This is a genomic window from Winogradskyella ursingii, assembly GCF_013403975.1.
Classification (GTDB): domain Bacteria; phylum Bacteroidota; class Bacteroidia; order Flavobacteriales; family Flavobacteriaceae; genus Winogradskyella; species Winogradskyella ursingii.
The window spans coordinates 695,255-712,125 of the sequence record NZ_JABFDH010000001.1 but is presented as its reverse complement, the minus strand read 5'-3'; the positions used below and the strand labels follow the sequence as shown (position 1 = coordinate 712,125).

The 16,871-nt window shown below is 32.3% G+C and carries 12 protein-coding genes and 1 tRNA gene; 4 read left to right on the top strand and 9 right to left on the bottom strand.

Annotation, left to right across the window (positions count from 1 at the left end):
- Positions 1-59: 59 nt before the first annotated feature.
- A complete protein-coding gene (der, locus tag HM983_RS03205; RefSeq protein WP_179343946.1) occupies positions 60-1,364 on the bottom strand; it encodes a ribosome biogenesis GTPase Der in 1,305 nt (434 codons plus the stop codon).
- A gap of 152 nt (positions 1,365-1,516) precedes the next feature.
- On the bottom strand, positions 1,517-2,398 hold the full coding sequence (era, locus tag HM983_RS03200; RefSeq protein ID WP_179343945.1) for a GTPase Era: 882 nt from the start codon (positions 2,396-2,398) through the stop codon (positions 1,517-1,519).
- Positions 2,399-2,904: 506 nt separating this feature from the next.
- Here era and HM983_RS03195 point away from each other — a divergent pair.
- Genes HM983_RS03195 through HM983_RS03185 form a run of 3 tightly spaced genes read left to right on the top strand, consistent with a single transcriptional unit; the run spans position 2,905 to position 7,491 of the window.
- Positions 2,905-3,486, top strand: coding sequence for an RNA polymerase sigma factor (locus HM983_RS03195; RefSeq protein ID WP_179343944.1), 582 nt, complete (start codon positions 2,905-2,907; stop codon positions 3,484-3,486).
- Between the two features lie 5 nt (positions 3,487-3,491).
- Positions 3,492-4,226: a tetratricopeptide repeat protein gene (locus HM983_RS03190; protein ID WP_179343943.1), complete on the top strand. Its 735-nt coding sequence runs from the start codon at positions 3,492-3,494 to the stop codon at positions 4,224-4,226.
- Positions 4,227-4,248: 22 nt separating this feature from the next.
- Positions 4,249-7,491, top strand: coding sequence for a CHAT domain-containing protein (locus HM983_RS03185; protein ID WP_179343942.1), 3,243 nt, complete (start codon positions 4,249-4,251; stop codon positions 7,489-7,491).
- A 247-nt stretch (positions 7,492-7,738) separates the two neighbouring features.
- Here HM983_RS03185 and HM983_RS03180 read toward each other — a convergent pair whose 3' ends face one another.
- The 5 genes from HM983_RS03180 to HM983_RS03160 form a co-directional block, all read right to left on the bottom strand.
- Positions 7,739-8,896, bottom strand: coding sequence for a GNAT family N-acetyltransferase (locus tag HM983_RS03180; RefSeq protein WP_179343941.1), 1,158 nt, complete (start codon positions 8,894-8,896; stop codon positions 7,739-7,741).
- Positions 8,897-8,910: 14 nt separating this feature from the next.
- Complete coding sequence (locus HM983_RS03175) at positions 8,911-9,885, bottom strand: hypothetical protein (protein WP_179343940.1); 975 nt, start codon at positions 9,883-9,885, stop codon at positions 8,911-8,913.
- Between the two features lie 5 nt (positions 9,886-9,890).
- Positions 9,891-11,297, bottom strand: coding sequence for an MBOAT family O-acyltransferase (locus HM983_RS03170; protein ID WP_218841802.1), 1,407 nt, complete (start codon positions 11,295-11,297; stop codon positions 9,891-9,893).
- A 75-nt stretch (positions 11,298-11,372) separates the two neighbouring features.
- Positions 11,373-12,626 carry a GNAT family N-acetyltransferase gene (locus HM983_RS03165; protein WP_179343938.1) on the bottom strand — a complete coding sequence of 418 codons (1,254 nt, stop codon included), beginning with the start codon at positions 12,624-12,626 and terminating at the stop codon, positions 11,373-11,375.
- Positions 12,627-12,636: 10 nt separating this feature from the next.
- Positions 12,637-13,680: a GNAT family N-acetyltransferase gene (locus tag HM983_RS03160; RefSeq protein ID WP_179343937.1), complete on the bottom strand. Its 1,044-nt coding sequence runs from the start codon at positions 13,678-13,680 to the stop codon at positions 12,637-12,639.
- A 613-nt stretch (positions 13,681-14,293) separates the two neighbouring features.
- On the opposite strand from HM983_RS03160, the gene HM983_RS03155 reads away from it, so the two are divergent.
- The gene (locus tag HM983_RS03155) at positions 14,294-15,523 is read left to right on the top strand and encodes a cation:proton antiporter (protein ID WP_179343936.1); all 1,230 of its coding nucleotides are present in this window, start codon (positions 14,294-14,296) and stop codon (positions 15,521-15,523) included.
- A gap of 185 nt (positions 15,524-15,708) precedes the next feature.
- Here HM983_RS03155 and HM983_RS03150 read toward each other — a convergent pair.
- Both HM983_RS03150 and HM983_RS03145 read right to left on the bottom strand, forming a co-directional pair.
- Positions 15,709-15,781 (bottom strand) — tRNA-Met (locus tag HM983_RS03150).
- A 189-nt stretch (positions 15,782-15,970) separates the two neighbouring features.
- Positions 15,971-16,810: a leucine-rich repeat domain-containing protein gene (locus tag HM983_RS03145; RefSeq protein ID WP_179343935.1), complete on the bottom strand. Its 840-nt coding sequence runs from the start codon at positions 16,808-16,810 to the stop codon at positions 15,971-15,973.
- Positions 16,811-16,871: the final 61 nt, after the last annotated feature.

The window sequence follows — 16,871 nt, the reverse complement described above, 5'->3', positions numbered from 1 at the left end:
GTTACGACAACGCAAGTAAAAAGAAAATCGTATGAATTTTCTTAAAAGAAATATAAAGTTTACTTTTTACGCATATAAACACTTACTGGAACACCAGAAAAATCAAATCTATCTCGTAATTGATTCTCTAAAAAACGCTTATAAGGCTCTTTTACATACTGAGGTAAATTACAAAAGAAGGCAAACTGAGGTTGCGGTGTTGGCAGTTGCATAATGTATTTAATTTTTACAAACTTGCCCTTGTAAGCTGGTGGTGGTTGGTGTTCTATAACCGGAAGTAATGTATCGTTAAGCACACTTGTTTTGATACGCTTGGTTCTATTTTTATAAACATCTACTGCAGTTTCAATAGCTTTGAAAATACGTTGTTTATTCAATACCGAAATAAACACAATTGGTACATCTGTAAATGGTGCTATCTCTTGTCTAATATGTTTTTCAAATTCCTTAGCAGTTTTGGTTTCCTTCTCGACCAAATCCCATTTATTTACCAAAATTACGATACCCTTTCTGTTGCGTTCAGCAAGCCAAAAAATGTTCTGTACCTGTCCATCAAAACCACGAGTGGCATCTAATACTAATAAGCAAACGTCGCAATGTTCAATGGCTCTCACACTACGCATTACAGAATAAAATTCTAAATCTTCTTTTACCTTCGCTTTTCTTCTGATGCCAGCGGTATCGACAAGATTAAATTCAAAACCAAAACGATTGTACTTCGTGTCTATAGAATCTCTGGTCGTTCCAGCAATGTCAGTAACAATGTACCTTTCTTCACCAATTAAGGCGTTTATGAATGAAGATTTACCTGCATTAGGTCTTCCAACCACTGCAAACCTCGGTAATTCTTCCTCATCAACCTCCTCCTTTTCTGGTAAAGCCTCAACTACTGCATCCAATAGGTCACCCGTTCCGCTACCATTTATACTAGCTATTGTGAAATATTCTCCTAAGCCAAGTGCATAAAATTCTACAGCGTCTGCTGCGCGTTTGTTGTTATCTACTTTGTTTACGACAAGAAAAACAGGTTTATTGACTTTTCTTAATAAATTTGCGACATCTTCGTCCATACCTGTTACACCAGTTTCTACATCTACCATAAAAATAATGGCATCTGCTTCATCGATGGCAAGTTCAACTTGTTTGTCAATTTCTGCCTCAAAAACATCGTCACTTCCTACGACATAACCTCCAGTGTCAATAACGGAAAATTCGCGACCGTTCCAGTCGGTTTTGCCATAGTGTCTATCTCTTGTTACGCCACTTACGGCATCAACAATTGCTTCGCGCCTTTGAATCAAGCGATTAAAAAAGGTCGATTTTCCAACATTTGGTCTTCCTACAACAGCAACAATATTTCCCATAATATTTTATTTAATCTGCATTACATATCCTGTAAGCGATTGCAAAGGTAGCTTTTAATTTATGATTTTCGTTTCACGATCTGTGATTTGTGCTTGACTCAACCTTAAAATAATAAAGTTTACTAAATTTAGAAAAGAGTACCTATAACCGCCTATTTGTTATTGTAACCAAAACGTCTTAACTGTTTTTGGTTGCTTCTCCAGTTTTTATTCACTTTAACATATAGTTCTAAATGCACTTGCTTGCCAAAGAATTTTTCTAAATCCTTTCTGGCTTCTATGCCAACGCGTTTTAATGCGGAACCCTTGTGACCGATCAGAATGCCCTTTTGCGTTTCGCGCTCTACCATAATTACTGAGCGCATTCTGATAATATCGTCTTCCTCAAAAAATTCTTCTGTATCGACTTCTACCGCATAAGGAATTTCCTTTTTATAGTGCATTAATATTTTTTCGCGGATTGCTTCATTGACAAAGAACCGTTCTGGTTTATCTGTTAATTGGTCTTTTGGGTAAAATGGAGGAGATTCGGGAAGTAATTCTATAATTCTATTAAAAACATTCTGAACATTAAATCCTTCAGTTGCTGAGATTGGGAAAAACTCGGCATTTGGCACTTTATTTTGCCATAGCTCTGACTGTTCTTCCATTTGTTCTTGATTGGATTTATCGATTTTATTCAACAATAACAGAACAGGAATTTTTGAATTGGTAATTTTTTTAAAAAACGCCTCATCCTTCAATTCTTTCTCTCCTATTTCTACCATATAAATCAACACATCGGCATCTTCAAAGGCAGACTTTACAAAATCCATCATTGATTCCTGCAATTGGTATGCTGGTTTTATAATACCAGGTGTATCACTTAATATTACCTGAAAATCATCACCGTTTACAATACCCAAAATACGATGTCTAGTTGTCTGGGCTTTAGAAGTGATAATAGATAATTTTTCACCAATAAAGGCATTCATTAAAGTGGATTTACCCACGTTGGGATTACCAATAATATTTACAAAACCTGCTTTGTGCATATAGAAAGAATTTAATACAAAGGTAGTACTAAAATGATGACATTATTAAACTCTTCCATTTTCTAAAAAACAAATCTAATTTATGAGAACTACCAAGTATATAAAAAATCGCAGTCTTAACTTTTATTTTTGTCTCATGCAGTTAAGAATCCAACACTAACAATAACAATAACAACTTAGCTAACTTTACATCACAGCTATGTGCTAACGTTATTGGACCCACAGCTGCATACTACGTGTAAAAACACATCTAACTCTAACACTGACGCCCAAGACGCAGAGGTAGATGTAAAAGACAGTACTAAAAACTTTGATTAAGGTATAAATCTTGACATGACAGATATAGCATTTTGTACAAGGTGTTGCCATGTTAATTTCAAGCTTTAAAATCCGTAATGTCTTTCTATGTGTAGTTGGATGAACAAAAAATGTTTTATCAGAATAAATAATGAATTAGTCGGAGATGATTTGATAACTTGTTGGTTTCTATTATATTTAGAAACACAATGCAAAAGAAAGAAATCATCCTCACTGCAAAAGAGAGCTTTGTTGAAGCCATAAAGAATAACAATACGGAGGTATTGAGAAATCTGTATATTTCAAATTACCCAAAAATAGAACTGTTGGTTTTAAAAAACAGTGGGTCTAAGGATGAAGCAAAAGATATATACCAAGAAGCCTTCTTGGCCGTCTGGCAAAACATAAAACAGAATAAATTTATACCACAAACGGAATCTTCCATAAATGGTTATCTATATACAATAGCAAAAAACAAATGGTTAGACGTGTTGCGTTCGCAAGGTTATAAAAAGACAATCGTGGCCTCACATCTGCATCATTTTGAAATAAAAGATGAAGAAAATAATGATATTGATGATGACATTTTAAAAGACAAACGATTAGAAGATGTAATGCAAGCCTTTAAAAGTTTAGGCGAAGCATGTAAAAGCTTACTGCGTAAGTTTTATTTTGAAAAGAAGTCCATGAATCTCATCGCACAAGAACTGTCTTTGGATTCTGCCTCAACCCGGAATAAAAAATACAGGTGTATGCAAAAATTAAGAGAAATTGCCCTGAATAAAGATTAATAGAAATGAAACCTAATAACATTACACAGCAAGAATTTGAAATCATTGATGCTTATCTCAAAGGTCAGCTATCCGAAGATGAAACGGCTAAATTTGAGTATAGACTCGAGACTGACGAAGATTTTAAAAATAAGGTAGCAGACATAAAAACTATTCTTACAGGTATAGAGACACAAGAGATGAAAGACCAGCTTGATGTATTCCATAACGAGATCGACAAGCAAAAAATCTCTACCAAGTCTGAAACCAATGTACGCCATATCGATTGGAAAAAGCTTGCCATAGCAGCCATGTTTATTATTGGAGCAGTGAGTATTTGGCAATTTAGAGTGGATCCAAATGAGCGTCTTTATGCAGAATATTTTTCTCCAGATCCTGGTCTGCCAACTACAATGAGCAGTAATGATAATTATGAGTTTTATGAGGCTATGGTGGATTATAAGCAAGGAAATTTTGAAACAGCTATAAAGAAATGGGAGACCTTGCAGAATGCCAAACCAAAAAATGATACGCTAAATTACTTTCTTGGTGTGGCTCATTTGGCGAATAACAATGAGAACGAAGCAGTCTTATTTTTGGAAGATGCGACTCTAAACAAGGAGTTTGCACTAGTTAATGATGCTTATTTATATTTAGGACTAGCCTATTTAAAAAATGGAAACGTTAATAAAGCAAAAGCAAATTTTAAGCTGTCTAATACAGAAAAAAGTAAAGCCCTACTTTCTATTCTAAACAATTAAAACTTGTTATAAATTATTGATTATGAGAAGATTTTATAATTTTAAAAAAGTTATTTTATTTCTTTTTATAATAAGTTATCAATTTTCAGTTTGTCAAAAAAATAATGAATATTCAATAAAAAATATCGAAAATTTAATTGATGCTGATTCTTTAGAAAAGGCTGAAATAGAATTGAAATTACAAGAAAAATTTTATCTCAATAACAAGCAGTACGATTCACTCTCTAATCTCACCTATTTTTTTGGAAGAATTGCTAAACTTAAAGGGGATTCTGATTTTATTAAAAAAAGTGAGTCTGCGTTAGAACGCTTAAGAAAAATTACCCAAAATCCAGAGGCGCTTTATAACGCTTATTCGGATATGGCCACTCTCACTGTAGAAAACCAACTCTACCAAGAATCTTATAATTATAATAAACTAGGATTAGAAGTTGCAAAAAAAACAACGGAAGATAGATTGAATAAAATGGCCAAACGAACTTATGGGTTAGCGAGTACTTCTTATTTTATGCGAAAATTTGATTTGGTAAAAAAGCATGGTATCGAAACTTTTAATATTAACGAACGAAATCCAAAAGCAACGGCAACAAATATTTATAATGCAGGCAATATTGTCGGTTTAATGATGCAAAATGAGAACAAATTGGATAGTGCGCTCTATTACTTTGATAAGGGAGTTAAGGCATTAGGAAAATCAGGAGTTACATTGAGCGAACGCTATTACTATCCAGCAGTACTGAATGGAAATATTGCCATAATTTATATGAATCAGGGCAAATTTCAAAAGTCACTAAAAAATCAGCAGGATGCCATACAAAAATATAAGGTTTTTATTGACTCGTCTTCAAATCATCCAGGCATAGACAACATTAGGTATAATTATTTGGCCACCATAAATGATATGGGAAGTAATTACGTAAAATTAGGTCAAATAGAACGTGCCATTCAACTCTTTGAATTTAATTATAATAAAGCCCAAGAATACTTCCCGAAAAACAGCATTCAACAAGTCATATTTACAAATCAGTTAGCGCAAGGTAAATGGGTAGCTCATGATAATGAAGAAGCTCTTAAACTGATTGATGAATCTAATGAAAAATTCCAGAATTTATCTAGTAATTATGCAGGTTATATGACTTATGGCATAGGAACCAAAGCCAATATTCTTGAGAATTTTGGTCGCACCGAAGAGGCCTACAAAGCTTATAAAACTTGTGATAGTTTATATAACATTGTGAGCCCTGGTAAATACAATTTTGATAGGCTCACAAAACTTAGGGAAGCCGCTGCTTTCTACTCTAGAAATAATTTTGCACCAGAGGCAAATAACGCAGCAAACCGTTTACTAGATGTTGTAAAGGCAACAGAAACTGGTGAAAAACTTGAAACCATAAAAGCATATAATCTTTTAGCCGAAATAAAACTTAATCTAAAAGAATATGATGAGAGTATTAATTGGGCTAACAAAAGCTTAGATGCCATAGAAAGAAACAGAGCCACAACCAACATGGATTCAATCTTTTGGCATGAATTAAAAATAGCGGCTAATTTTAATAAAAGCAGAGCTAATTATAACTTGATTGACACTACAGATGTGGAGGCTGTGTCCTCAATTTTTAAAGCTCTTAAAAAGTCTATAGACGAGCTCAACAATAATGCCTCAAAATACACTTCTGATATTGACAGAAATGACTATATATTTAAAACCTCATCTTTATTGGATTTCTCAATGCAAATTGCACTGCAATTATATAGTCTTACTAACAAAAAAGAATATTTGGATCATCTCATTTCTATGCACGAGTCCAGAATTTACAATCGTATTCGTTCTAAAATAGGTGTAAGGGAAAATATCCAATTTTATAAGTTACCAGAATCAATATTAAAACGTGAGAAACAGTTGAAAGACAGCTTAGCATTGCTTCGACTGGAAACCGATTTTAAAACTAATACAACTCAATATTTTACTTCAAAAAATAAAGAATGGGTCGATTTTCTAGAAGATTTAAAACTTAACTATCCTAAATATTACAAATTAAGGTATGAAACATTGAAGCAATCATTGGGAAACATCCAATCAAACGTACCTGAAGACACGACTATAATAAGGTATTTTTTTATTGGTGAAGAGTTATACGTATTTCTATTAGATTCTAATTCCAGCTCATTGCACAAGTTAGATGGAGCTGATCTTGGAATCACAATAAACTCATTAACAGACAATTTGTTAAAGGAAGAAAAAAACAGCAAATCACTATTTAAGCTTTACAATCAAATCTGGAAACCCTTTGAAAATAAGATTGTCACGAATAAAGTAGTCATTATTCCAGATCATGAATTATTTAACTTAAGCTTTGAGACCTTAACCGTTAGACAGACAAATTCTCTTAAAGATCTTGCCAATTCTATGTTACTTTCGAAGTATATCATTTCATACAACTACAGTCTATATCTGTTAGACAAGGATAAAAAGACCATACACTATGACAACGATTTTATAGCGTTTGCACCTGAGTTTAATAATGAGATGAAAGAAAATTACAGTGTTGCAATTACAGACTCACTTAGCGTAGATAGAACCTACATGCAATTATTACCACAACCTTTTGCTGCAAATCTTGCAAAAGAATATACCAAACTCTTTAATGGAACATCATTTCTGAATGAAAATGCATCCAAAAAAATCTTTACAGAGCGGGCAAAAGAACATAAAATTATTCATATTGGCACGCATGCAGAATCTAATAATGTATCACCAGAACTATCACGTCTTATCTTTGCAAAAAATATTTCGGATGATGATAATTCGCTCTATACTTATGAAATATATAACGAAAACTTATCATCAAATTTAGCCATTTTGACCGCTTGCGAAACAGGCAAACCAACTTATAAACCTGGGGAGGGGATGATTTCACTTGCGCATGCTTTTAACTACGCTGGCAGTGAGAGTATATTGACTAGCCTTTGGAAGATAGACGAGCAAACCAGTGCTAAAATTATTGAGATGTTCTACAACCATCTGAAAAAAGGTTTACGTAAAGATGAAGCGCTACAAAAAGCAAAGTTAGAATATCTATCGAGTGCCGAGGGTAGAACCTTATCACCACAATATTGGGCTGGACTGGTTTTAATCGGAGACACTTCGCCTATTCAATTTACTCAATCATCACCAATTTGGCCTTGGATTTTAGGCGTACTATTTCTCCTTGCTATTATTTATATAGTTGTAAAAAGATTTAAAAATCATGCCATAACAAAATAAGATACTAATCTTTTCAGATATCTTATTATACCAAAAAAAGTTCTCGGTAAGACAACCCTTCTTGCGTGAAATCTATCTTAATAATTCCCTAATATAATCACTATGAATTTATTAATTTATCGAGATAATTTTAAAATGTGAGCATTAATTTCAAACAAACTTAGTATTCCTTATGGAAAATTTAACCTATTTGAAGACTACAGATTTAATTAAATTTTCATTTTTTTTATTATCCAGAACTATTAATTTATATTGATAATTTAGCATTAATCATTTTACCTATTACATAAAAGGATTGCAGTTCATTATTTGATTTGAAAAGAGAAATATCTTTTTGCTTTTCATTGTACTGATACAGAAACTCAAAAACAATTCTTCTCAGCTTATCAAAGTTTTTTGTCTCATAATCTATTTTAGTTAAACTCAGATCATCAAAACTAAAACTTGATTCTAATATTTCTATTTTAGTAGTTACTAAAGGAAGTTTTGCCTTGCGCTTTTGTTCTTTATATCTATGGTAAGAACTTATTATCCCTCTCTCTCTAACAAATTGTTTTAATCTTTTTATAATTGTGAATTTTTGCATCGTGATCAAAGCTTTTAAAGAGCATGTATTGTAAAACACCTCATAATCGTAATCGTAAATCACGTTACACCAGCGTCTTTTCCAATAAAAATCACCTTTAGAAAAGACAAGGCAAGCTTTATTATTTTTTATACACCAATCAATCTGCATCATTAAATCAGTATATCCTGTATTAAATTTTGAATACGCAATATCATAAGTGCGCAAATACTGATAAACCGTATCTGCTAAATAATAATTTAAACAAATATCTATTGGTTTTTTACCATTGTAAATGACATAAAACGATGCCTTTTTCTCCAAAATCATTTTATGTAAAATTTCATTATACTCAGCCTTATAATTTAGATGAGCATTTTTTAATATACCTTTTTCAACAGATCTAATCTCTAAAAGTTTATAAAATTCCTCAAATATAAAATCATACTCAGTTTTGGTCATTTCACCATAGTACATTTTGTAACTGATATCAAAACAATACTCTAATTTCCGTTGTTCTCTCCGTAATTTATAAATGCTTGATTTGCCAAAGCGTTGTTTTAAATAATCTGATAAATCTTCTATACCCTCAAAATTCATAAGAAATCCAGGATACTGTTTTAATAGCAACGATTTAATATTTTTCGGTTTTTCTAAACGCTGAATATTAAGATACCTTGGCAAATCTTCAATAACCATAAAGTCGGCATCAATAGTGGTTTGATCTAGATTTTTAAAAATAGTTTGATTGCCATAGGCATTTGAGATGTCCGTATAGTAGTATGGAATTTTATTCTTAGTGAATAATTCTGAAACAAAATTCAGCGTTTCTTTTTTCACATCCTTTAAGTTGGCTAATTATTTTTATCCTTTTTCTCTATATAATCTGCAATTGTTTTAGCTATAACACTTCTTCCATGATTATTCCAATGCCAATCGTAAATGAGTGTTGTAGATTTTTTGGACTGTTTAAAATCATTAGCATAATCGATATAGGTAATGCCGCTTTCGCCTAAATAATTCAGTAACATTTTACTAGTTTTTCTTGAATCGAGCATTAATGCAGTTTTGTTTTTATCAAAACCATATAGGTTGATTGCTCTTTTGAAATTGGCTAGGCGTTGCAAATCTATTTGTTTCTGCGCTTCATCATCCTCCTTCTCTATCTCATTGGTTTGGTATCCTTTAGGCTTGGTTTCTTCAAATGCCTTTCCAGTTATCATTCTTTTTAGAGGTTCTAAAACACCAATTTTAGACCCATAAGCCAAAATCTTGATGTTATCACGAATTTTAAATGGTGTTGATTTCAACATTTTAATACGATCATAATTGGGTTCGTACTCGCCGCGCTCCAAATGCACATCATAATTAAAGTATATAATGATCTCATCAATAAGATCAAAATCTTCTTTGTAGGCTTGAATGAGGTACAAATGGCTAGCAAAATCAGAACCATCATAACCATATTCATAAACTTCTGTATTTGGCAACAATGCTTCTGTCTTTTTACCAATGGAATCATCAAAATCTTGGTGAAACCCTTGAATAAAAGAATCTCCAATAATCGCCACTTCAAATTTATCTGCTGTTGGCAAAAACTCACGATGTGAGTTGTAACCCGCTTCATTAATACTAAAGCGAGAATAATTTTGGTTCCTGTTACCGGTTACAGCATAACCCTTATGCCCTGGCACCCTTTTTTCGACACCATACTCATCAATAAACCGTGGTGGATCTTCTGTATATAGATGAAACAGTCTGACTATCACCTCCACAATTAAGAGAATGAGTACTATATATAAAACTGTTTTTAAAATAAACTTTTTCATACCATTTAGAATTGGAAATAAATGAATGATCTATTAACTCCATCATCATAGAATAATAATATACTAATGATAACCAGTGCATACAAGAACAATCTTACCGCTGCATATTTAAATTTAAACGGACTTCGTTCATCTTTTCGAATGAGATACTCGTAAAGAGTGAAAATTCCCAAAAGCACATAAAAATCCAACATTCTATAACCCATTGGATGCACATATGCTTCATAAGCAAAATTAGTGGTAATTTGATTGATGTAATTAAATGCATCGCTAATAGATGGCGACCTAAAAAATATTCTTGAGAAAGTAACCAAAATGAACGTTAAGAGTACTTGACCTATTTCTTTTATTGACGGCAGCCAACTATTTTCGGCAATTACGTTATCTGCATACAATCTGTTTCTTCCCATTAAAAATATAGGAATGTATAGCAAAGCATGTATAGCTCCCCAGAATACAAAAGTCCAATTGGCACCGTGCCACAAACCACTGACCAGAAATATTACTGCAATGTTTCGCACCGATTTGAGCTTGCTAACTCGCGAACCTCCCATTGGGATGTATAAGTAATGTCTAAACCAAGTTGAAAGCGATATATGCCAGCGCTGCCAATATTCAGCAACGTTTCTTGAGAAATTTGGAAACTTAAAGTTAGACATTAACTCAATACCAAATAATTTGGCCGTACCAATAGCAATGTCCGTATAACCACTAAAGTCACCATAAACCTGAAAACTAAACAAAACAACACCCAAAATTAATGTTGAAGCTGGATAAGTTCCATAATTAGCAAAAATATCATCCACAATTGGTGCCAGTGAATCTGCAATCACCAGTTTTTTAAAAAAGCCCCAAAGAATCAATTTTAATCCGCTTGTAGCTTGTTCATATTTAAAGGTTCTCGTATTGGTAATTTGGCTCAATAAGTTGGATGCTCGCTCAATTGGTCCAGCAACCAATTGCGGAAAGAAGGCAACAAATGCAGCAAATGAAACCACATCTTTAGTAGGTTTTAATTTTTTGTAATATATATCGAAAGAATATGACATGGTTTGAAACGTATAGAACGATATACCTACAGGGAGTATAATTCTAAGTGTCCAAGTGCTCTTCATTTCGTAACCAAAGGCAGAGAACATATCTACAAAAGAATCGATAAAGAAATTATAGTATTTAAAGAAACCAAGCAAACCAACATTACAAGCTACACTTAGCCACAGCCAATATTTGGCTTTCTTTTTCTCGTCTAAATTTTTAAAGATTTGCTGACCCACATAAAAGTCTAACAGCGTACTAAATATAATTAGAAACAGGAATCTCCAATCCCACCAGCCATAAAAAATATAACTGGCAATAATAACGAGCAGATTCTGGTACTTTAAATTTTTCTTAAAAACAAACCAATAAAGCATATATACTATTGGCAGAAAAATTAAATATTGTAGCGAGTTAAATAACACGTTTTGGTAGTATTAGGTTATGTTAGTTTAGTTAGTTTCTATGGTAGCAATTATTGACTTTTTTTCACCTTCAATCAAAAATTTATGATTGTCTGTATCAAATTGAAAGAGCTTTATTGCTCCATATTGTTCTTCGTATAAGTAAAGGAATTCAAAAATGAGTAATTTATAACTTTTATCTTCGGCATTTTCAAAATCTATAATTGTCTTTTTATCCTCAACAATAGAATTATTTATTTCTTCAAAATTATAGCTAACTTTTGACATTATGGTATTCGGCTTATTATTAAGCCTATAAGTGAGTTTGTGCAGTTTTTCATTAATGTTCTTTTCCCGTAGTGTTTGTTTAGCATCGTAAAAACGCTTTATTGCAGCTGCTGTAATTTTTGATTTGAGAGATTTTGTATTGTAATATATGTGGTATTCAAAATCGTATTGTTGAGTGCACCACCTGGTCTTATAGTCAAAATAACCTTTGGAAAAATCAAGGATTTTAATCTTATTTTCAATGCACCACTCAATTAGCTTCATTATTGTAACTGAGCCCAGATGGAATTTAAAATAATCAATATCAAAAACTGTAATAGCGTCAAAAAGAATTTCCTCCGAGAGATAACAAAGAGTTACACCTATAATTGTAGAACCATCGTATATGACAAATAGGGAGGCCTTTTTCTCAAGAATCATTGGATAAGCCACCTCTTTGTAAAATTCCCATTCTTGATTTTCTAAATTGTTATTGGTAATTTTTTTGTCTTCAAAGCGCTTTTCCAAAAGTGTCTTAAACGCCTTGAAAACTGACTCAAATTCAGCTTCTGAAATTTGTCCTAAAAACATTTTGTAAGAAATATCAAAAGAAGATTCCAAACGTCTTTTGTACTTATTATTCTTATTTCTACTGTTTTTACTAAAATGCGAAAGCATATAATCGTTAAGGCTTTCAAATTTTGAAGTTTCGATTAAAAAACCTGGATATTGTTTGGATTTATAACATTTTAATTCCCCTTGATTGTCTGAGGTCTGAATATTGAAGTATGTTGGAACATCAAAAATCAATAATGTATTATTAGAAATATCCTTTTGATTTTCAGCATTTAATGTATAATTAATGCCTTTTGTGTGTGTGGATCCCACATTAAAAAGCGCAGGAAATTTTGGGTGATCAATAAAATCTAAGCCAGACAAGCACTTAAAATTTTGTACGGATTTACCATGCCTATTAAAATGCTTAAGCCATATAGATTTGAAAGTTGCAGACAAAAACGGGATATTACCAATCACAACAACGAAATTACTTAGTTAGTAATCTTCTGTAAGATGGAAAAAAATCTTTATTATAATCCTCATCTTCCATATGCATCTCATCTAGTTTTTTCACTAAGTCTGCATATACCTCCTCATCTGCAATGTACTTCCACAATAGAAAAGGTCTGAAATTTTTGGAAAAACTCGCTTTAAAGGCATAAAGGGAATCTTGCTTATTAGATCTTCCTCCTCCAAGATTAAAAACTTTATAACCTTCTTCTTTAGCTCTAACACGCATGTTATCAATAAGATATTTGACCGGACTTAAATTATACTTGTCCCCACCTAAACCCGATAAATGATACTGAACAATTTCCCCTGTTTTAATAAATAATCCACCGGCTATAACTTCTTGAGTTTCGTTGTATACACATAGTAGCAAATCTGTTTCAAAATCACTACTATCCATTAATTCGTAAAAATAACGCTCTTCAAAAAAATAACTTTCGTTGGCATTAACTCTACGCATATTATCATAATAGAGTTCTTTAAAAATTTCAATATGCTCTTTAGTATGTCCCTTAATAACAGAACACAACGATTGAGCTTTATTAACATAAGTCTTTAACCTTCTACTATAATACGACCGTTGTACTTCTAAAGATTCGGTAAGGTCTATATAAATAACATTTCCTGGATTAACAATTCTGCCTACATTAGATAAAATATTCTCTTGATGTTTTAAATATGGGTGTAGCCGTGAGAATACCGACACAATTTTGTTCTTTTTAAAACAATTGTCCAGTTCATGTTTAAAATTAACATGATCAAAATCCGAATTATCTGTTAAGCTTAACACACCAGAATAACCATATACAGAAGTCGCATCCTTGTACTCGGTATTCTCGATATCTCTTATTAATAAAGGAAGTAATATGGCAGATTTATCGTCTTCATATTTTATCAATACTGGATTTTCGTTATCTTTTTTAGATAAGTCGTGATAATGGTACGTATGGTAAAAATCGGAATGATTTGCTTGCTGAATAGCGGCATTCCATTCACGTTCCTCAGTAATTATCTTTATCATTTGCTATTAAAATCAGTATTGTACTGGGGTAAAATTACTTAAATTTTACGTATGAATACAAATGTATTCGTCCAATGACCAATGTGCTATGATGAAACTTATTTTAAATCAAAAATAACAAATAGATTTAGATAAAAGTTGTGAAAACTACATCTAATTAATATCTAAATCCAAATGATTTACATAACACATTATGACAAAAAGTAAAGACGTAATTTAAATTTAAACCTTACAAACTGATTGATTTTTTTTATTAACAACCATACATAGAAAATACTTGAGTTCCTCACCCTCGACAGCAGGGAAAAGGTCTATCACAATCGTCCTTCTCATTGTCTGTCCTATATACTTCTAACAGGAAATTAAATCTTGTTTAGACAACTCTTCATAAAATTTATTTATTTTGAACACTGCTTAAATAATTCTGACTTCAAAGTATGCCCTTAAATTTTGTTTTTTAAGTTTAAGTTATCGTATTTTTTATTTTTATATCAAATGGATGGATTGCAAATGGTTTAATTTTACCCACACATGCAAACATTCATTGTTATAGTACTCGTTAGTACTTTGAACTTTATGTTTATCAAAGTTTTATCTATTTAAATTTCTTCTAATGGACTCTTATTTTATCATTTTGTTAATCATAGGAATTACTTCAATTTTTGCGAGCTTCCTCCCTATCTTATTAAAACAATTTAAAATAAGTTTCACAATACCATTATTACTTTTTGGTGCTATTCTTTATTACCTAAACGCACCACTACCTTGGCCAGACCCATTATGGGACGTGGATTTGACTTTACGGTTTTCTGAATTGGTGGTTATTATAAGCCTTATGGTGGCAGGGTTAAAAATAGGACTGAATTATTCTTGGAAAGAATGGCTTCATCCATTGCGGCTGTTAGGTTTTACAATGCCCTTATTTATGGGAGTGATTTTTTGCATCTCTTATTTTCTCCTAAATTTTGAAGGGCACGTATCTTTATTATTAGCTGCAGTTTTAGCACCAACAGACCCTGCTTTGGCTTCAGAAATACAATTGAACAAGAAACAATCCCCTTCTGAGAAAAATACTGGTGTCCAATACAATTTAACAGCAGAAGCTGGACTTAACGATGGTTTAGCTTTTCCGTTTGTGTTTCTGGCTATATTATGGTCCAAAAGCGGCTCGTTAGCTTATGAAGAATGGACTGAATGGCTAAGATTTTACGTGTTGTACAAAGTCGTGGTTGGTATTTTAGTAGGAGCTTTAATTGGATACGGTTATAGCTATATTACTCAAAAACTCTCAGAAAAAACAGAGCGTAAAATCCATCAGGCATTTGTAGCCCTATCTCTTACTTTAATCGCTTATGGCGGTGCAGAATTAATTAATTCCTATGGATTTCTAAGTGTGTTTTTTGCTGGCTTATTCGCAAACTTTCATAAACACAAATATGATAATAAGCATATTAGCGATCCTAATCTATCTTTTATAACCAACGTTGAAAAATTTCTAATTGTTTTTTGGATGATATTTTTTGGCGGATCTGTTATGGCAGGAGTTTTGGAGTTTAACTCCCTAGCCACAATCATTTTTAGTGTTTGTTTAGTTATTGTCGCTAGGCCTATTTTAGGTTATTTAAGTTTATTTAAAACGAATTTAAGCCAAAAAAAGAAATTGGCAATTTCATTTTTTGGCATTCGAGGTATTGGTTCTGTGTTTTACTTGTCATTTGCTGTAAAACATGGAGATTTTGATAATCTCAATCAGGTTTATTCTATTGTCGCTTTAGTAATATTAGTGTCAATTCTATTACATGGTATTTCTGCTAGAAGATTTTTATCTAAAGTTGAAGATTGAGATAAAATACCAAATCAATATAATTTCACCTGAAAATAAAAAAGTCATAACGATTAAGTTATGATTTCTAATTTAGTAGCGAGGACTGGACTTACTTCGACTGCCCTCAGCATAAACTTCTCTTTTGGCAGTCACCTCATTAATGAAAAAAAGTCACAACATTTAAGTTATGACTTTCGCCTTTGTAGCGAGGACTGGACTCGAACCAGTGACCTTCGGGTTATGAGCCCGACGAGCTACCTACTGCTCTACCTCGCGATATAATACTAATTTCACTTGGTCCCTGACCTTCGGATTATGAGCCCGACGAACTTAATATGCCCCACTTTATTTAAGTGGACTGCAAAGATAATACTTTTTTACAACTACAGAAACAATTTAAAAAAATAACGCTCAAATAAATTTGAGCGCCATCAACTAATAATTAAAACTAAATATATAATGTTTTTAATCCTCGTCTTCTGTGTCCAAAGTTGCCAAAGCCCCTTTTAAATTTGTTTCATCTAAATCAAAATCCACGATATTAGGCAATTTGTCTTTGAGTATAGCATAATTACCCTTAAAGCCATTATTGCTCAATAATAAAGTTTTAAGATTGGTTAGCTGTGCTAGCTCGTTAGGTAAATTCCCATAAAAAGCATTGTTAGACAAAACTAATTCTTCTAATTGGGTTAATTTACCAATCGAGGATGGTATAGTACCCAATAAATTATTATCAAAAACACTCAACACTTTAAGATTGGTCAAATTGGCAATAGTTGACGGCAATTTTCCCATAAGCAAATTACTGCTCAGTAATATAGTTGATAGATTCTTACACTCACCTATTGAATCTGGGATCTCACCAGCAAGGTTATTGTTATATATTTCTAAAGATTTTAAACTGGTAAGCTTACCAATATTTTCAGGAATTTTTCCCTCTAACCTATTAGAAAAAAGAATTAAATTTTCTAGACTCGATACATCAGTAAGGGCGTTTGGTATTTGACCCCTAATTTTATTGAAAGATAAATCCAAAGTTTTAAGCGCACTTAAATTTGAAATTGATTCAGGAAGTTCGCCATCCATATTATTAAAACTTAGCTTAATGGCGATTACATCATCATTTTCAATAGTTATTCCTTTCCATGATGCAACTGGTGCGTCTAAATCCCAAGAGGTATTCCATGATTCACCATTAGTTGCATTATATAAATCAACTAAAGCGTTTTTTTGGATATCGGAAACTTGTGAAAATGCAAATGCAGAAAAAAGCACACACAACAGTGTTAATTTGTAGGTTTTCATGTTTGTAGATTTGTGTGGAGGGACACAATTTAAATGCGGAGGGGCACATTGTTACTAACGA

What these genes read in the sequence shown, in the direction of transcription:
- HM983_RS03175 (WP_179343940.1), bottom strand. Translation starts at nt 9,885, where the DNA reads ATGAAAAAGTTTATTTTAAAAACAGTTTTATATATAGTACTCATTCTC.
- HM983_RS03185 (WP_179343942.1), top strand. Translation starts at nt 4,249, where the DNA reads ATGAGAAGATTTTATAATTTTAAAAAAGTTATTTTATTTCTTTTTATA.
- HM983_RS03145 (WP_179343935.1), bottom strand. Translation starts at nt 16,810, where the DNA reads ATGAAAACCTACAAATTAACACTGTTGTGTGTGCTTTTTTCTGCATTT.
- HM983_RS03195 (WP_179343944.1), top strand. Translation starts at nt 2,905, where the DNA reads ATGCAAAAGAAAGAAATCATCCTCACTGCAAAAGAGAGCTTTGTTGAA.
- HM983_RS03155 (WP_179343936.1), top strand. Translation starts at nt 14,294, where the DNA reads ATGGACTCTTATTTTATCATTTTGTTAATCATAGGAATTACTTCAATT.
- era (WP_179343945.1), bottom strand. Translation starts at nt 2,398, where the DNA reads ATGCACAAAGCAGGTTTTGTAAATATTATTGGTAATCCCAACGTGGGT.
- HM983_RS03160 (WP_179343937.1), bottom strand. Translation starts at nt 13,680, where the DNA reads ATGATAAAGATAATTACTGAGGAACGTGAATGGAATGCCGCTATTCAG.
- HM983_RS03170 (WP_218841802.1), bottom strand. Translation starts at nt 11,297, where the DNA reads ATGCTTTATTGGTTTGTTTTTAAGAAAAATTTAAAGTACCAGAATCTG.
- HM983_RS03190 (WP_179343943.1), top strand. Translation starts at nt 3,492, where the DNA reads ATGAAACCTAATAACATTACACAGCAAGAATTTGAAATCATTGATGCT.
- der (WP_179343946.1), bottom strand. Translation starts at nt 1,364, where the DNA reads ATGGGAAATATTGTTGCTGTTGTAGGAAGACCAAATGTTGGAAAATCG.